General features: G+C 31.3%; 16 protein-coding genes. 12 read left to right on the forward strand and 4 right to left on the reverse strand.

Going from position 1 to position 16,338, the window contains the following annotated elements; translation table 11 throughout:
- Positions 1–165: 165 nt before the first annotated feature.
- The gene (locus HX088_RS02795) at positions 166–1,059 is read right to left on the reverse strand and encodes a lysylphosphatidylglycerol synthase transmembrane domain-containing protein (protein ID WP_286483267.1); all 894 of its coding nucleotides are present in this window, start codon (positions 1,057–1,059) and stop codon (positions 166–168) included.
- Between the two features lie 121 nt (positions 1,060–1,180).
- Between HX088_RS02795 and HX088_RS02800 the strand changes: the two genes are divergently transcribed.
- The 5 genes from HX088_RS02800 to HX088_RS02820 are packed head-to-tail and all read left to right on the forward strand — an operon-like array spanning position 1,181 to position 4,313.
- Complete coding sequence (locus HX088_RS02800) at positions 1,181–1,981, forward strand: SDR family NAD(P)-dependent oxidoreductase (protein ID WP_286483268.1); 801 nt, start codon at positions 1,181–1,183, stop codon at positions 1,979–1,981.
- Positions 1,982–1,983: 2 nt separating this feature from the next.
- Complete coding sequence (locus HX088_RS02805) at positions 1,984–2,436, forward strand: GNAT family N-acetyltransferase (protein ID WP_286483269.1); 453 nt, start codon at positions 1,984–1,986, stop codon at positions 2,434–2,436.
- Positions 2,433–3,374 carry an SGNH/GDSL hydrolase family protein gene (locus HX088_RS02810; RefSeq protein WP_286483270.1) on the forward strand — a complete coding sequence of 314 codons (942 nt, stop codon included), beginning with the start codon at positions 2,433–2,435 and terminating at the stop codon, positions 3,372–3,374. The genes HX088_RS02805 and HX088_RS02810 overlap by 4 nt, the downstream gene beginning before the upstream one ends.
- Positions 3,374–3,616, forward strand: coding sequence for a hypothetical protein (locus HX088_RS02815; RefSeq protein WP_286483271.1), 243 nt, complete (start codon positions 3,374–3,376; stop codon positions 3,614–3,616). The genes HX088_RS02810 and HX088_RS02815 overlap by 1 nt, the downstream gene beginning before the upstream one ends.
- Positions 3,617–3,623: 7 nt before the next feature.
- Positions 3,624–4,313 (forward strand): SGNH/GDSL hydrolase family protein, encoded by a 690-nt coding sequence (locus HX088_RS02820; protein WP_286483272.1) that lies wholly within the window; start codon positions 3,624–3,626, stop codon positions 4,311–4,313.
- 378 nt (positions 4,314–4,691) lie between these two features.
- On the opposite strand, the gene HX088_RS02825 is transcribed toward HX088_RS02820, so the two are convergent.
- Genes HX088_RS02825 through HX088_RS02835 form a run of 3 tightly spaced genes read right to left on the reverse strand, consistent with a single transcriptional unit; the run spans position 4,692 to position 8,195 of the window.
- Positions 4,692–5,582 (reverse strand): DMT family transporter, encoded by an 891-nt coding sequence (locus HX088_RS02825; protein ID WP_286483273.1) that lies wholly within the window; start codon positions 5,580–5,582, stop codon positions 4,692–4,694.
- Positions 5,583–5,633: 51 nt separating this feature from the next.
- Positions 5,634–6,188, reverse strand: coding sequence for a DNA-3-methyladenine glycosylase I (locus HX088_RS02830; RefSeq protein WP_286483274.1), 555 nt, complete (start codon positions 6,186–6,188; stop codon positions 5,634–5,636).
- A gap of 3 nt (positions 6,189–6,191) precedes the next feature.
- Positions 6,192–8,195, reverse strand: a complete 2,004-nt coding sequence (locus HX088_RS02835) for a thioredoxin domain-containing protein (RefSeq protein WP_286483275.1) — start codon at positions 8,193–8,195, stop codon at positions 6,192–6,194.
- A gap of 76 nt (positions 8,196–8,271) precedes the next feature.
- Between HX088_RS02835 and putP the strand changes: the two genes are divergently transcribed.
- From putP to HX088_RS02870, 7 genes are all read left to right on the forward strand, one after another.
- Positions 8,272–9,786, forward strand: a complete 1,515-nt coding sequence (putP, locus tag HX088_RS02840; RefSeq protein ID WP_286483276.1) for a sodium/proline symporter PutP — start codon at positions 8,272–8,274, stop codon at positions 9,784–9,786.
- A complete protein-coding gene (locus HX088_RS02845) occupies positions 9,776–10,153 on the forward strand; it encodes a DUF2750 domain-containing protein (RefSeq protein ID WP_171622372.1) in 378 nt (125 codons plus the stop codon). The genes putP and HX088_RS02845 overlap by 11 nt, the downstream gene beginning before the upstream one ends.
- Positions 10,154–10,313: 160 nt before the next feature.
- Positions 10,314–12,098, forward strand: coding sequence for a DNA mismatch repair endonuclease MutL (gene mutL / locus HX088_RS02850; protein WP_260542286.1), 1,785 nt, complete (start codon positions 10,314–10,316; stop codon positions 12,096–12,098).
- Between the two features lie 4 nt (positions 12,099–12,102).
- Positions 12,103–12,843 (forward strand): rhomboid family intramembrane serine protease, encoded by a 741-nt coding sequence (locus HX088_RS02855; protein WP_171622374.1) that lies wholly within the window; start codon positions 12,103–12,105, stop codon positions 12,841–12,843.
- A 3-nt stretch (positions 12,844–12,846) separates the two neighbouring features.
- A complete protein-coding gene (locus HX088_RS02860; RefSeq protein WP_171622375.1) occupies positions 12,847–13,734 on the forward strand; it encodes a rhomboid family protein in 888 nt (295 codons plus the stop codon).
- A 1-nt stretch (position 13,735) separates the two neighbouring features.
- Positions 13,736–14,776 carry an endonuclease/exonuclease/phosphatase family protein gene (locus tag HX088_RS02865; RefSeq protein ID WP_260542289.1) on the forward strand — a complete coding sequence of 347 codons (1,041 nt, stop codon included), beginning with the start codon at positions 13,736–13,738 and terminating at the stop codon, positions 14,774–14,776.
- Between the two features lie 32 nt (positions 14,777–14,808).
- Positions 14,809–16,338 (forward strand): helicase HerA-like domain-containing protein, encoded by a 1,530-nt coding sequence (locus HX088_RS02870; protein ID WP_286483281.1) that lies wholly within the window; start codon positions 14,809–14,811, stop codon positions 16,336–16,338.

Here is a 16,338-nt window from a genome sequence, read left to right on the forward strand (position 1 = left end):
TTGTAAGGCAGGTGCTCTGAACCAGCTGAGCTAAGAGACCTTCGTAATTGGATTGCAAATATAGGGCTGTTTTTGAATAATCCAAATAGTTAAAATGAAAAATTTAAAATAAAATTCACACTTTTATCATAACTCTTTTCATTTCAAATAAATAATTTTAAGATTTTAAAAAGAAATTTTCGTCTTTTTCTTTTTCTCCTCTATTTTGACTCCTTTAAACAAGTAAATAATCCCAATAAATGAAATTGAAATGGTGATAATAGAGAAAATAAATGCTGCACTTGTTGCTAAAGTTTCATCGAAATGAAATCGTTGAGCTGCGTACATAAACACTGCTTCTCTAATTCCGAAACCACTAAACGAAATAATCGATAAAATTCCTGATATTAAAAAAATCAATAAATAAATACTGAAATTCTCGGGATGAATATTCAATCCTTCCAAAACAAAATACAACATACCAACTTGTATCAGTTGTAAAACAATAGAATAAATCATCGAGTTGTAAAAAGTACGTTTATGGATAGGGAAAATTAAACCTAAAATAAAAGGAACAGTAATAAAACCAATCAGAGAAATGGCTAAAGAACCATATTGTATCCATGGATAATCTGTTAGATTAGATAAGAAAACTAAAAATACAATAATGAGCAACATTGCTGAAAGTCCAATAATTTTATCGAGAAAAACAGCTTGAGAAATTTTCTTTAAACTAATTTTATAATTTTTATTTAAAACATAAACTTTGTACGCATCGCCACCAATTCCACCCGGAACAAAAGTGTTGTAAAACATTCCTAAAAAATACAAGCGTGCGTTTGATTTATAAGATAAATCAAGATGGATATCTCGAAAATAATAATCTAATCGAAAAACAGAAAGCGCTTGCGAAACAATATAAAGTATTACAGCTATAAAAATATATGCCCAATTTGCATTTTTGTAGTGACTGAAAATATCAAAAATATGTAATTTAACAAAGAAGATGTAATAAATTAAAGCAATGCTAACAGTTAGTTTAATCCCTGTTATAATATATTTTTTAGTTTTTGGATTCAATTGAATTCTTTTGATAATTAACGTACAAATTTAGAGAATCTTCTAATAACACTTCAAAAAATTATTTATCTATAAATATTTGTTTGATATTATGTAGTTTTGCGATTAAATTAATCGAATCATGCAATCAAAAGTTATTGTAATTACAGGCTCTTCTTCGGGTGTAGGATTGACTTTGGCAAATTATTTTCACGATAAAGGACATCAAGTTTATGGTTTATCAAGAACGGCTAAAGGACAAGAAAAATTCAAACATATTGCAACAGATGTTTCAGACAAAGAAAATGTAAAACATAGTTTTCAGCAGATTTTTTCTGAAACAAATAATCAAATTGATGTGTTGATAAATAATGCCGGAATTGGAATGCTAGGTGCTGTGGAAGATGCGTCGAAAGCAGATATCGAAAAATTATTGGACGTTAATGTTTATGGACCAATTTACACGATGCAAGAAGTTTTGCCAACAATGCGTGAGAAAAAAAGTGGTTATATTCTCAATGTATCATCAATAGCGAGCAATAATGGTTTACCATTTAGAGGATATTATTCTGCTTCTAAAGCGATGATTGATCGATTAATAGAATCTGCTCGTTTAGAAAATCGTCACACGGGAGTAGAAATTGCAACATTAAATTTTGGTGATATCAAAACCAATATTGCAGAAGGGCGAGTAAAAACATTTGTATCTAAATTTTATCAAAAAAGATATGATGCAATGGTTGCAGATATTGATCACGAAGTGCAAGATGGTACACCAACAGAAGATCTGATTCCGATTATCGAAATTATTTTAGCTCAGAAAAATTTGAAACCACATTATTATATTGGTAAATCGATGCAAAAATTTTCGGTTACGTTGAAAAATATTTTGCCCCAAAGAATGTTCGAAAATATTATCGCAAAATATTCAAAATTAGATTAAGGATGGATGAAATTATTTGGCATTTTAAATCGTTTGAAGAATTAACTTCAAAAGAGCTATACAAAATAATTCAATTACGAAACGACGTTTTTGTGATCGAACAAGATTGTATTTACCAAGATGCCGATGGAAAGGATTTCAAATGCGGGCATCTATGGGCGACCATCCAGGATGAAGTGGTTGCGTATTCTCGCATTGTTCCTCAAGGAATTTCATACGAAAACGAACCGTCTATTGGTCGTGTAATTACAAATCCGAAATTTCGTCGTTATGGTTTGGGAAAACAATTAATGAAAAATTCTGTTCAAGTAATCGAAAATCAATTTAAAACATCTTCAATTCGTATTTCTGCACAATCTTATTTGAAAGAATTTTATTCAATTTTTGGCTTCAAACAAGTGTCGGAAGAATATTTAGAAGACGATATTCCACATATCGAAATGTTAAGAAAATGAAATTTCTAAAAAGGATATTATTAGGAGTATTAATCATTTATGTTTTAGCATTAATGATAGATGTTTTTATTTCAAAATCATTTTTAAGAAGTAGCTTGTTTGAAGGAGAACTAAATACTTGGAATGATATTTATAATAAAAAAATAGATGAAGACTTAGTTATTTATGGATCTTCTAGGAGTTACGTTCATTTAAATCCGATAGTATTAGACAAAGAGTTAAAATTAAATTCTTATAATTTAGGATTTAATGGTCAAAAGATAGAATTACAAAAATTTAGGCATGATGAACTTATTAGCATTGGAAGTCATCCTAAAAATGTAATTATTAATTTAGACATTACTTCTCTTGAAAAAGCAAGAGTCTTTAATCCAGAACAATTTATTCCATTGATGTTATATCGAAAAAGTATATATGATATTGTCGGAAAGGAGCTAGAATTTAATTATTTTGATTTGTATTTTCCAATGATAAGATATAGAAAATTTAAATATCAAAAAGTTGATGTATTAAAAGAGCTTTATAAAATTTATTTTTATTCAAATTATCATAATAACGGTAGAGTGAAAGGTTTTAGAGGAATGAATTATTCTTGGAAGGAGAGATTGTATAAACCTAATTTTATAGAAGTTGATTCTTTGAGAAAACAAGATTTATTTCTAATAATAGAGGATTTGCAAAAATTGAATACAAGTGTGATTTTAATAAATTCACCAGAATATATAGCTCAGATAGAAAGTCAAATTAATCGAAATGAAGTTATAAAGTTATATAAATCTATATCAGAAAAATATAATATTCCTTTTATTGATTATTCAAATGATTCGATGAATTATCAAAAAAATCTATTTTATAATTCTAATCATTTAAATGCAAAAGGTGCAGATATTTTCACCAAAAAATTAGCGGAGGATATAAAACCTTATATTAAAAGATAATGAAACCTTTCAAATACATTATGGTCACATTGGTGGCCATTTATTTTTTAGCCGGAATTGGCGATATTCTTTATTCCAATTCGTTAAAAGAGAAAGCCTTGTTTAGCGGTGAAGTACAAGAATGGAACCGTGTGAATCAAGGGGATATAGACGTGGATTTAGCTGTTTTTGGTTCTTCACGTGCAATGATTCATATCAATCCTCAAATTTTGGAAGATTCATTGGGAGTGAAAAACACATAATTTAGGGTTGAACGGAAGTAAATTCAAGATGCAATATTATCGTTTCTTGAAGTATTTGGATAAAAATCCTCATCCTCAGACCATTGTTTGGAATTTGGATACGTTTTCATTTTCGCACATTGATGAAGTTTTTCAACCGAATCAATACGTGCCTTTTATGTTATGGAATTACAAATTATATGCGTACCTAAAAGAATATGAAAATGCCGATTGGAAAGATTATGTGATTCCTTTTTACCGATACGAAGACCAAAAGTATTGGAAAGATGAAATTCAAAAAGCAACAAAAGAAAAAGTGGACAAAAATGGAGATTTTCGTTTAAAAGGTTTTAAATCCTATAACCGAAAATGGAATGTCAATTGGGCGAATTTAAAAGCAAAAGATGCGGAATTTGATGCCGAAGTGTATCCTTTGTTAGAAGAATTGATCCAACGTTGTCAACAAGAAAATATTCAATTGATTTTTACGATTGCGCCAGAATTTTACAAAGGGCAAGGGTATATGTTGAACCGCGATGAAATTGTAGGGCGTTACCAAAAAACCTTACAGAAATATGATTTGCCTTTATTGGATTATTCGGATGATTCGATCAGTTATCAACAAAAATGGTTTTACAATACCACCCATTTAAACGATAAAGGGGCGGATGAGTTTACCAGAAGATTAGTAACAGCTTTAAAACCTTATATGCGATAGGTGTACTATATAATTAACATATTCAAAAAGCCACTGTTGGAACAAAGTTCCAGTAGTGGCTTTTTGTATGGGATACCTGAAAGAAGAAAGGAAGGATTCGGAATTTTTAGCGAAAAATCGTATTTTTAAATCCGTAATTTCAACCCCTCTTTAGGCCACTTTATTTTCTTTCACGGTCATTGTTCAGTATCGGTTCTATGACGCTTCTATGCCGCCTTTATGCTGCCTTTGTACCGCCTCAACTTCGCCTCAACCAGGAGGACTCTCTTATCTTTCTTCGGTGATGCTCTTGTCTTGCTTTAAGTAAAGTTCTCCTATGAAATGAATGTGCATAAAAAATCCTCATTTCAATAAATGAGGATTGATCGCATAGTACTGTTAAATGGTTTCGATTTGTTTTTTGTCTGGTTTCTGCGTCAAATACACACCCGATAATATCATAGCAAAGCCAAATAAATGCATGAATGTGATTTGTTCTCCAACTAAAAATCCCCAAAAAACAGAAACAATCGGCATCAAATAGGTGACCATTGAGGAGAACATCGAGCCAGTGGCTTGGATTAATTTGTAGAATAAAATCATTGCTAATGCAGTCCCAATTAAGCCTAATATGGCGACATAACCCAAACTTTCTAATTGTTGAGCAGTACCAACAAAGTCAGTGAAAAAACCGGATAAAAATAAGATTACAATAGAAGGTAATAACCAGATTGTAAATAATGCTGATGACAATTGGAATGATGGTACATCGTTTAAATAGCGAGTTAAAATCAAACTATTTAGTCCATACAAAGCAGTTGCTAATACAATTAATAAACAATGTAATAAACTGTTTTCACCTGAAAAACCATCTCCACCAATTAATAGAACAGCTCCTATAAAACCGATCAACGCACCAATTATTTGATTTTTAGTTCCTTTTATGTTAAAAAATAAAGCGCCAAATAACAAGATAAATAATGGAACCAACGAATCTAAAATTCCAGCCATAGAGCTTGAAACGTGCGTTTGAGCCATTGGGAATAAAAACATTGGAATAAAATTTCCACAAAAACCAGCTAATGCAACATATTTTAATTTGTTTTTTGGAATCTTAAATAAACTTGGAATTCCCCAAATGGCTAAAATTCCACCTGCGATAGATAGACGTAAGGCGCCTACTTGATAGGGTGTGTAAGAAACCAATCCTTGTTTGATTAGTATAAAAGAACTTCCCCAAGTTAAAGCTAAAATACCGAGGATAATCCAATATTTTAATTCGATTTTCATGTGCTAAATTTGCGCAAAGATGCGAAAGTTAGCTGTTTTTACAAACATAATTTATTTACAAAAGCAATCGTTGGTATGATCGTTAACCATTCCGGTTGCTTGCATCTGCGCATAAATTGTTGTTGAACCAAAGAATTTAAAACCTCGTTTTTTCAAATCTTTCGCAATTTTGTCCGAAATTTCTGTGGTTGCAGGAACTTCTTTGATTGAGTTCCAATTGTTGATAATAGGTTTGTGGTCAACGTAACTCCAAATAAAATCAGAGAACGATCCAAATTCTTTTTGTATTTCGATAAACAACTTTGCATTGTTGATTGCTGCAGAAATTTTTCCTCGATGACGAATAATTCCTTCATTTTGGACTAATTCTTCGATTTTAGCTTCATCAAAATTGGCTACTTTTTTGACATCAAAATTTGCAAATGCTTTTCTAAAGTTTTTACGTTTTTTGAGAATAGTAAACCAACTCAATCCCGCTTGAAAAGATTCGAGAATCAAAAATTCAAATAAAATTTTATCGTCTTTTATAGGTTTTCCCCATTCGTTATCGTGATAATCGATGTAATCTTGGTCTTTATTTACCCAAGCGCAACGTGTTTTTTCCATGGTTTATAAATTTTTATAGGCTTCCTCAATAGAAAAAAATGGTAATTGACATGCATAATTTTCGCAAATATGAATGGATGTTTTATTTTCAATCAATCTATTTTTAGTAATCTCTAATTGTTCTGTTTCTGAAGCAACAAAAATCGCATTCGGTACATAACATTGTTGGATTTGTTTCGAATATTCTTGAGCTTCATTACCAACGATAACAATTTCTTTGAACGGATAACTGAAATTTAAATACAACTGAATCCAATTTGCAAAACCAGTTGGATAATCGTGAATTTTTTCATCAATATTCGTTAACATTTGCTTGGCTTGTTCGATGTATTTTTCTTCATTCAAAATTTTTCCTAATTTGAATAAATTAGTTGCCATGACAGAATTTGAAGAAGAAATAACATTATCATAAATTTCGAATGTTTCGTTCACCAAAGGTGTGTCATAATGCGACTTGTAAGCAAACATTTTATTTTTGTGATTGTAAAATTGATTAAATGTTTCCTCTGTTAATGTTTGAGCGGTTTCCAAATATTTTATCTCGGATGTGATTTCAAAAAGCTTAATTAATGCTTCAATCATCAACGCATAATCATCTAAAAATCCTGGAATTGTCGTTTGTTTATCTTTATAATTCCGGAATAATGTTTCGTTTTTCCATTGATTTTCTAAAATAAAATGAATTGCGTTTTCGGCTAAATCAAGATATTCAGGAATTTCAAAAGTGAGATAAGCGTCACACAAACCTTTTATAGTTAAAGCATTCCAAGAGGTCAATACTTTTTCGTCGCGATGAGGTTTTCTGCGTTTTTCTCGAATAGGATTTAAGATTTTTTTCCATTTTGAAACTTTGGTTTGAAGATCTTCGACTGAAATATTCTGTTTCGTAGCAAAATATTCGTCATCCGTTAATCGCATCAAAATATTATTGCCATGTTCCCATTCGCCAAATTCGTCTATGTTATAATAGTTCTGAAACAAATCAAAATCTTCTTTTAAAATCAGTTTCAATTCATGCGATTTCCAAACATAATATTTTCCTTCTTCACTTTCAGAATCAGCGTCAATTGCAGCATAAAAAACATTTTCTGGCGAAAGCATTTCATCTTTTAACCAATTGATGGTTTCTTTTACTATATTTTCATATTCTTTTTCGTTGAAAACTCGATAAGCATTTGAGTATAGAGAAAGCAGTTGTCCATTGTCGTAAAGCATTTTTTCGAAATGTGGAACTTTCCAATACGGATCGACTGAATATCGCGAAAAACCTCCTTTCAATTGATCGTAAATTCCTCCAAAAGCCATTCTGTCTAATGTTATTTTGGTTTGAATTAAACAGTTTTCATTTTTAGTTTGAATTCCATAACGTAAAATAGTTTCCCAAGCATTTGGTAACATAAATTTTGGTGCACGATTAAAACCGCCCCATTCATCATCAAATTGTTGTTTCCAAAATTCGAATGTTTCGTCGATTTTTTCTTTCGAAAAATTTTGTTCAGATTTCAATCCAATCGTTTCCATTTTGTGTAAACCATCAGCAATAGAGTTGACATATTCCATTGTTTTGGGATAATTTTGATGATACAAATGATTAATATTTTCTAATAATTCGATCCATTGAACTTTCGGAAAATAAGTGCCACCATAAAAAGGTCGTCCATCTGGAAGTGCAAAAACATTTAGTGGCCAACCTCCCGATTGATGAATTAATTGCGAAACATTCATATACAAAGTGTCTAAATCTGGACGTTCTTCACGGTCGATTTTAATGCATACAAAATACTTGTTCATTAATTTAGCGACTGTTTCGTCTTCAAAAGATTGGTGTTCCATGACGTGACACCAATGACAAGCTGAATAACCAATTGAAATAAGAAGAGGTTTGTTGATTTCTTGTGCATGATTCAAAACTTCGTCGCTCCAACTTTGCCACCAAACAGGATTGTTTTCATGCTGTTTTAAATAAGGGCTTGTTGCATTTTTGAGGTTATTTTGTTGAAAATTCATCCGTAATTATTTAGAAATTTAAAGTTCGTTTATTTTTTGTGGATGAAAAATTATATTTTCGATAAAAATTAAACACATGAACTTTTACGAGTATATTTCTATAGGTGCGTATATGGCTTTGATGATTGGAATTGGAATTTATTCTTACCGAAAGTCGACAAGCAATTCTGAAGAATTTTTGATTGGAGGACGGAAAATGGGAGCTGCTGTTACGGCACTTTCTGCAGGTGCTGCTGATATGAGTGGTTGGTTGCTGATGGGAGTTCCTGGAGCAATGTATTTCACAGGTTTATCGAGTGCATGGATTGCAATAGGTTTAACAATTGGTGCTTTTCTTAATTATGTTTTTGTTGCGCCACGCCTTAGAGTTTATACTGAGGTTGCCAATAATTCGATTACAATTCCTGTTTATTTCGAAAATAGGTTCAAGGATAAAACACGTTTATTACGTATTGTTTCATCTATTTTTATTTTGGTGTTTTTTACTTTGTATACATCTGCTGGAATGGTTTCTGGAGGGAAATTGTTTGAATCTGCTTTTCATATGGATTATATGACAGGAATTTGGATGACAAGTTTTGTTGTTGTTCTGTATACTTTTTTGGGTGGATTTTTGGCTGTTAGTTTAACAGATTTTATTCAAGGAACAATTATGGTGTTGGCTTTGGTTATTGTGCCAATAGTTGCTATTGCTGAAATTGATGGAGTAGAAGAAACTTTTTCATTAATTAATACGAAAGGTGATAATTATTTAGATCTATTTGAAGGGACAACTACTATTGGGATTTTATCTTTGATGGCTTGGGGTTTAGGTTATTGTGGTCAACCACATATCCTTGTTCGCTTTATGGCAATTGGTAAAGTGTCAGATATTCCGAAAGCAAGAAATATTGGAATAACATGGATGATCTTTACTGTTGGTGGAGCATTATTAGTAGGTTTGGTTGGAATTGCTTATTTGATGAAGTTTGATCAATCAACGATGCAACTTTTTGATGGTTCTAAAACTGATGCAGAAACAGTGTTCATCTATTTTTCGCGTGTATTATTCCATCCATTGATCGGAGGATTCTTATTGTCAGCAATTTTAGCTGCTGTAATGAGCACCATTTCTTCTCAGCTTTTAGTTACATCAAGTTCGTTAACAGAAGATATTTACAAAGCATTTTTAAATAAAAAAGCAACATCTAAACAATTGTTAATTGCAAGCCGTTTATCAGTTTTAATCGTAGCAGTAATCGCAGTTTTATTGTCTTTAACACCTAATGATTCGATTTTGAACTTAGTTGGAAATGCTTGGGCAGGATTTGGATCAGCTTTTGGACCGTTAATTGTTTTCTCTCTTTTTTGGAAAAAAACAACATGGCAAGGTGCTTTAGCGGGTATGTTAACTGGAGGAATCGTAGTCTTAGCTTGGGTTTATATACAGCATGATTACAAAGATTGGTACGAAATGATTCCAGGTTTTTTATCTTCAACGGCGATGATTTATATTGTCTCATTGCTTACGCAACAACCTAATCAAGAAATTGATCAAGATTTTGATGAGATGAAAGCTATTTTAGTTAAAGAATTGAAAAATGCATCCTAAAAAAATAGAAAATATTCTAAAATTAAATCCTTTTGAACGTTATCAATATTTTATTAGAAAAATAGCTGATTGGGAAAAGACGTATACATTAGTTTTTCCAAATGGAGATCATGCTATTTCTACAATTGATGATAAAACTTTATTTCCCTTATGGTCAGAAATTGAGTTTGCAGAAATATGTAGAATAGATGATTGGAGCGATTGCGAAGTTTTAGAGATTGATTTCAATAGATTAGAAGAAATTATAAATTTTATTAGAGAAAATGATTTTTTAATCAATGTTTTTCCAACGAATAAAACAGGTTTTGTAGTTACTTTAGATGAGTTTATAAGAGATTTAAAAGAAGAATTAAAAAATTACGAATAATAGATTTCTTAACAAAAAACTTAAATTCCAAAACTCAAAAGGCTTAGAAATGTTGATAAGTTTCACTTTGTTTATATGGGTAGAAAAGGGAGATTTGTTTGTATATTTGTAAAGTTTGATTAAAAAAATAGTCAAAATTAAATCAATTTTAAACGAAAAGATGAACGATATTATCCAATTATTGCCAGATCATGTAGCTAATCAAATTGCCGCGGGAGAAGTTGTGCAACGGCCAGCTTCGGTGATAAAAGAGTTGATTGAAAATGCAGTGGATTCTGGTGCAACTTCTATTCAGGTAATTGTAAAAGATGCGGGTAGAAGCTTGATCCAAGTGATTGATAATGGTTCGGGAATGAGTGTGACAGATGTTCGTATGGCTTTTGAACGTCACGCAACGTCGAAAATCAGAAAGACGGAAGATATTTACAATATTCATACAAAAGGTTTTCGCGGAGAGGCTTTAGCTTCAATTGCTGCTGTTGCGCAAGTAGAAACGAAAACGCGTCGTGATGAGGATGAGGTAGGTTCGCAATTAGTGATAGAAGGAGGAGAAGTTCGAAGTCAAGATCCAGTTGTTTGTCCAGTCGGAACTTCTATTGCGGTCAAAAATCTTTTTTATAACGTGCCTGCTCGTCGTAATTTCTTGAAATCAAATCAGGTTGAGTTTCGTCATATTCAAGATGAATTTCAACGCGTTTCGATGGCACACGAAAATATTAGTTTCTTTTTACATCACAACGATGCAGAGATTTATCATCTAAAAGCGGGGAATTTAAAACAACGAATTACTCAGATTTTTGGAAAGAAATTAAGTGCTCAAATTATTTCGGTTGAAGAAGATACTGAAATTGTAAAAGTAAAAGGTTTTGTAGGAAAACCAGATGCTGCGAAGAAATCACGCGGAGAGCAATTTTTCTTTGTCAACAATCGTTTTATTCGAAGTGGATATTTACACAATGCGATTGTAGATGCTTTCGAAAGTTTGTTGCCAACAGGATATAGTCCGTCTTATTTTTTGTATTTAGAACTTGATCCTTCAAAAATTGATATCAATATCCATCCTACAAAAACAGAAATCAAATTTGAAGACGAAGCATTGATATACACAATTCTAAGAGCTGCTGTAAAACATGCTTTGGGACAGTTTAATGTCATTCCTTCGTTGGATTTTGAACAAGATCCAAACTGGGCATTTATTCCTTCTGCAACAGAAAATACAGAAATTAAAATGCCAGAAATTACAGTTGATTCAAGTTTTAATCCATTTGAACATCAACAAACAAGATCGCCAAAGCCATCTGATATTCGAGCGAATATGGATTTTTATAAAGATGCGGTTGAGTTAGAAATAGAGAATAATCATGCACATCAATTATTCGAATCTGAAGATTTTCAGGATAGTTTTGATGTGATACAATGGATGAACCAATATTTGATAGTAGAATATCGTGGTGAATTGTTGATTATTGATCAACATCGTGCGCATCAAAAAATATTGTTCGAGAAATTTATTCATTCAAATAACGGAAGTGCTTTGGTTCAACAAATGCTTTTTCCGATAGAATTGGAGCTTTCGCCAAATGATCGTCAGAAATTAATCAACGTAGAACATCAATTGTTAAGTTTTGGTTTTGACATTTCGTTAGACGAAGAAACCATTCAGATTAACGCAATTCCTGTTGATGTTCAGCAAGAAGATGTCGTGTCTATTTTTATGGATTTTATAGAAGAGTTGGAATACCAAGAATCAATCGAATTAGAAAATACGTTTGCGAAAATTTTAGCGAAAAATGCCGCTGTTAAAAAGGGTGTAGCGTTAAAATCTGAGCAAATGCAAACTTTGGTAGAAGAATTGCTAAGACTAACAAATCCAAATTATACACCATACGGACGCCCTATTTTTGTGCAAATGAATACGGCAGATATTAAAAAAACATTACAATAACCAAATGAGACAATCTATACCACCGATAACAAAGAATTTACTGATTATTAATGGGTTATTCTTTTTAGCGACTTTTGTTTTTAACGCAAAAGGAATTGATTTACGCGTAATTTTAGGGGCATTTTATCCAGAATCTCCTAACTTCAATTTTTGGCAAATCTTAACGCATATGTTTATGCATGCCGATTTTACGCATATATTGTTTAATATGTTTGCATTGTGGATGTTTGGTTCGGTAGTGGAACAAACTTTTGGTCCTAAAAAGTTTATAACCTTATATTTATTAGCTGGTTTAGGAGGTTTTATTTTATTTAATTTGGTAAATTATTTCCAAGTTGAGCAATTAAAAGAAATAATCCAATCGCAAGGAATAGGTTTGGGACAAATTTATGATGCAGCTAAATTATCAATGCAAGGCGCATATCATACCAACGCAGTTATTCAAAGTAGTCAATCTGCGTCAAGTATTTTAACCTATTTTGTTACACCAATGGTTGGTGCTTCAGGAGCAATTTATGGCTTATTGTTAGCGTTTGCGGTGTTGTATCCAAACGAAAAGTTGATGTTAATCTTTTTTCCAGTTCCAATAAAAGCAAAATATTTTATTCCAATTATGGTATTAATTGAGTTTTATATGGGATACCAGAATATCGGAAATGTAGCACATTTTGCCCATTTAGGAGGAGGTTTAATAGGTTTCTTATTGGCAAGAAAATGGAAAAAGAATCTTTATAGATGGAATTAAACTATGACAAATAATATCTTAGACGATTTAAAACTAAAATATTCTTCAGGAAATAGTGCAACAAAGTTAATTTATATCAATGTTGTGGTGTTTTTTACGTTACTGATTGTAGATTTCATTCTTCGTACTGTAGCGAATTCAATTATTAACACAACTGATTTGTTTGCATTGTCATCTTTTGATGATTTATTGACAAAACCATGGCAAATTTTCAGCTATTCTTGGTTGCATGGAAATCTTTTCCATTTGATTATGAATATGGTTTTGTTGTACTTCGTAGGCCAAATGTTTTTACAACAATTTCAGAATAGAAACTTAGTGACGTTTTATATTTTTGGAGGAATAACTGGAGGTATATTCTTTTTATTGTTTCAAAATATATTCAATTATTCACATTTATTAGTTGGTGCTTCTGCAGCTGTTTATGCCGTTTTTTTTGGGATGATTTCCTACAACCCAAAAATGCCTGTTCGTTTGCTACTTATTCCAACTTCGTTTCCATTGTTGTATGTAGGCTACTTTTTTATTGCTTTTGATGTATATAATATTATAGCAAATCAGAATGCTGGTGGAAGTATTTCGCATTTGGGTGGTGCGATTTTTGGTTATCTTTATATGAAACAATTTGAGAAAGGAAATGATTTTTTAGGTAACTTTATTATCAAAATAGAACAATTGATTCAAAAGAAAGACAAATCAACATTTAAAATATATAAAAATACTTCTTCAACTTCAACTCGAACAAATGTTCCGAAAGATGACTACGATTTTAATCATCAAAAAGTTGAAAAACAAAAGAAAATTGATGTAATTTTAGATAAAATTTCGCGATCAGGATACGAAAGTTTATCTAAAGAAGAAAAAGACTTTCTATTTAAAGAAGGTAGATAAAATGAGTGTAATCAGTAAGTTTAAACTAAATTATTTCAATCGTTTAGTACTAACAATAAATATTGTTTTTTTGTTGGTAGCTTATTGTGTTTATTTAAATAAAGTTTTTACACCTTCAGAAATACCTTATTTTAATTTTATCTCAATTGGTTTTCCAATTTTATTTGCATTCGGAACTATTTTTTTAGCTTATTGGTTATTATTTAGTTGGCGACATTTTCTATTGATTTTAATTCTTTCAGCTGGATTGTTTTATCCAATTTATTTATCTTATCCCATTGTACAATTCAATAAAATAGAAGCTAAAAAAGCCGATTTAACAGTTTTGACATACAATGCTCATGGTTTTAAGGATGAAGGAACGAAAGAATTTTTGATTAAAAATAAAGCGGACATTATGTTGCTTCAAGAGGCAAGAGAAGCTCAACAAAAGAGTTTGAAAAATAATGAGTTTAAAGATTATTATTCAGAATTTTATGGATTGTTAACGATTTATAGTAAATATCCAATTATCCAAACAAAAATAATAGAAACCGAAAATAGCGAAGATTTTAATGGACTTGCGGCATATGCAGATATTGATCTCGGAACCGATACAATTCGAGTAATCAATGTTTATTTGGAGCCTATGTATATCGATAAAACGATGGTAAAAGATATTATTCAATCAGAAGATTCGAAAACAGCTGAAATTTCGAGCAGAAAGGTCGAATTGAAATTGGTAAAAGGAATGCAAAAGCATCAAAAGCAGTTGGAAGCAATTATCCCGTATATCAAATCATCTCGTCATCCCGTTATTTTAGGAACAGACCTTAATGCTACGCCTATTTCGTATGAATACGAAAAATTAAAAAATTACCTTCACGATTCATATATAGCGGTAGGAAAAGGAGATGCTACAACTTTTCATGGATTTAAATTTCCAATTAGAATTGATTATTTATTTCATTCAAAAGAATTTACAGCTATTGAGGCAAATGTTATTCGTAAAAAATTTTCGGATCATTATCCTGTTGTTGTAAAATATAAATTTGCAGAATAATTTTTCCTATATTTATTTAATAATCAATCAAAATGAACCAAAAAGAAAGCTTTATTCAGGAAATACAAAAACGTTATTCCTATAAAAATGATAAAATAATATTAGGCAAAGCCAGATTAGATGGAGAAATTGTAGAAGAAGCTGAAATTTCAGTGGCATTAAAAACAATGAATCGTCATGGATTGATTGGAGGTGCAACCGGAACAGGAAAAACCAAATCTTTGCAAATTATCGCCGAACAACTTTCTTTAAAAGGGGTTCCGACTTTATTGATGGATATTAAAGGAGATTTGTCGGGAATTGGAGCAGCAGCAAATGCGGAAGATAAACATGCGCAAGAAAGAATGCAAGCGCTCGATTTACCTTATAATCCGCAAGGGTCAGCAGTGGAATTTTTGTCTATTTCTGATGAGCCAGGAGTTAAACTTCGTGCAACTGTAACTGATTTTGGTCCAATTTTATTCAGTAAAATTTTAGAATTAAATGAGACAAAAGAAAGTATAATCTCAATTATATTTAAGTATTGTGAAGATCGAAATTTACCATTGATTGATTTGGAAGATATTCGACGCGTTTTACAATATGTAACAGATTCAGCTGAAGGTAAAGCAGAATTAAATTCTAATTATGGAACAATTGCGCCTGCTTCATTAGGAGCTATTTTACGTAAAATTGTTGCATTAGAACAACAAGGTGCAACAAAATTCTTCGGAGAACCAAGTTTTGATGTTCAAGATTTATTGAAAACAAAAGATGGTAAAGGAATCGTAAATATTATTCGTTTGATTGATATTCAAAATCAACCCAATTTATTTTCCACTTTTATGCTGAGTTTGTTGAATAAAATTTATTCTCAATTTCCTGAATCTGGAGATGCTGATCAACCTAAATTGGTTATTTTTATTGATGAAGCGCATTTGATTTTTAAAGAAGCAACGAAAGCTTTATTAAATCAAATAGAAACCATGGTAAAATTAATTCGTTCTAAAGGTGTTGGGTTATATTTTGTAACTCAAGTTCCTGGAGATGTTCCTGATGCAGTTTTGAGTCAATTAGGGCTTAAAATTCAACATGCATTAAGAGGTTTTACAGCAAAAGATCGCAAAGAAATTACGAAAGCAATCGAAAATTATCCAACGACAACTTATTATAAGGCAAATGAGGTAATCACACAATTAGGAATTGGAGAAGCTTTTGTGACTGCTTTAGATGAAAAAGGGATTCCAACGCCATTAGCATATACTTATATGCGCGCACCAAATTCGAGAATGGATGTGTTGACTTCTGATGAAATAAATACGATTGTAGCAAACTCAGATTTAGTCAATAAGTATGCGAAGAATATCAACCGTGAATCGGCTAATGAGATATTATCACAAAAATTAGAACAACAAAAAAATAGTGAACAAACAAGTAGTAAAAAAACTCCTTCAAAAAGAGTTCCACAAGAAAAAGATTGGACAGATAATCCTGTTGTACGTGACGTAAGTCGTACAGCAACTCGAAAATTGATGGATTGGGGAATGAAAATGTTAACTGATTTTTTAAAAGGAAAAAAATAA

Origin of the sequence: Empedobacter sp. 225-1 (assembly GCF_030328185.1) — a bacterium.
Lineage (GTDB): Bacteria > Bacteroidota > Bacteroidia > Flavobacteriales > Weeksellaceae > Empedobacter > Empedobacter stercoris.

Excerpts from the sequence above, each read along its gene's own strand:
- HX088_RS02800 (WP_286483268.1), top strand. The coding sequence starts at position 1,181 with ATGCAATCAAAAGTTATTGTAATTACAGGCTCTTCTTCGGGTGTAGGA.
- HX088_RS02805 (WP_286483269.1), top strand. The coding sequence starts at position 1,984 with ATGGATGAAATTATTTGGCATTTTAAATCGTTTGAAGAATTAACTTCA.
- HX088_RS02810 (WP_286483270.1), top strand. The coding sequence starts at position 2,433 with ATGAAATTTCTAAAAAGGATATTATTAGGAGTATTAATCATTTATGTT.
- HX088_RS02815 (WP_286483271.1), top strand. The coding sequence starts at position 3,374 with ATGAAACCTTTCAAATACATTATGGTCACATTGGTGGCCATTTATTTT.
- HX088_RS02825 (WP_286483273.1), bottom strand. The coding sequence starts at position 5,582 with ATGAAAATCGAATTAAAATATTGGATTATCCTCGGTATTTTAGCTTTA.
- HX088_RS02830 (WP_286483274.1), bottom strand. The coding sequence starts at position 6,188 with ATGGAAAAAACACGTTGCGCTTGGGTAAATAAAGACCAAGATTACATC.
- HX088_RS02835 (WP_286483275.1), bottom strand. The coding sequence starts at position 8,195 with ATGAATTTTCAACAAAATAACCTCAAAAATGCAACAAGCCCTTATTTA.
- putP (WP_286483276.1), top strand. The coding sequence starts at position 8,272 with ATGAACTTTTACGAGTATATTTCTATAGGTGCGTATATGGCTTTGATG.
- HX088_RS02845 (WP_171622372.1), top strand. The coding sequence starts at position 9,776 with ATGCATCCTAAAAAAATAGAAAATATTCTAAAATTAAATCCTTTTGAA.
- mutL (WP_260542286.1), top strand. The coding sequence starts at position 10,314 with ATGAACGATATTATCCAATTATTGCCAGATCATGTAGCTAATCAAATT.
- HX088_RS02855 (WP_171622374.1), top strand. The coding sequence starts at position 12,103 with ATGAGACAATCTATACCACCGATAACAAAGAATTTACTGATTATTAAT.
- HX088_RS02860 (WP_171622375.1), top strand. The coding sequence starts at position 12,847 with ATGACAAATAATATCTTAGACGATTTAAAACTAAAATATTCTTCAGGA.
- HX088_RS02865 (WP_260542289.1), top strand. The coding sequence starts at position 13,736 with ATGAGTGTAATCAGTAAGTTTAAACTAAATTATTTCAATCGTTTAGTA.
- HX088_RS02870 (WP_286483281.1), top strand. The coding sequence starts at position 14,809 with ATGAACCAAAAAGAAAGCTTTATTCAGGAAATACAAAAACGTTATTCC.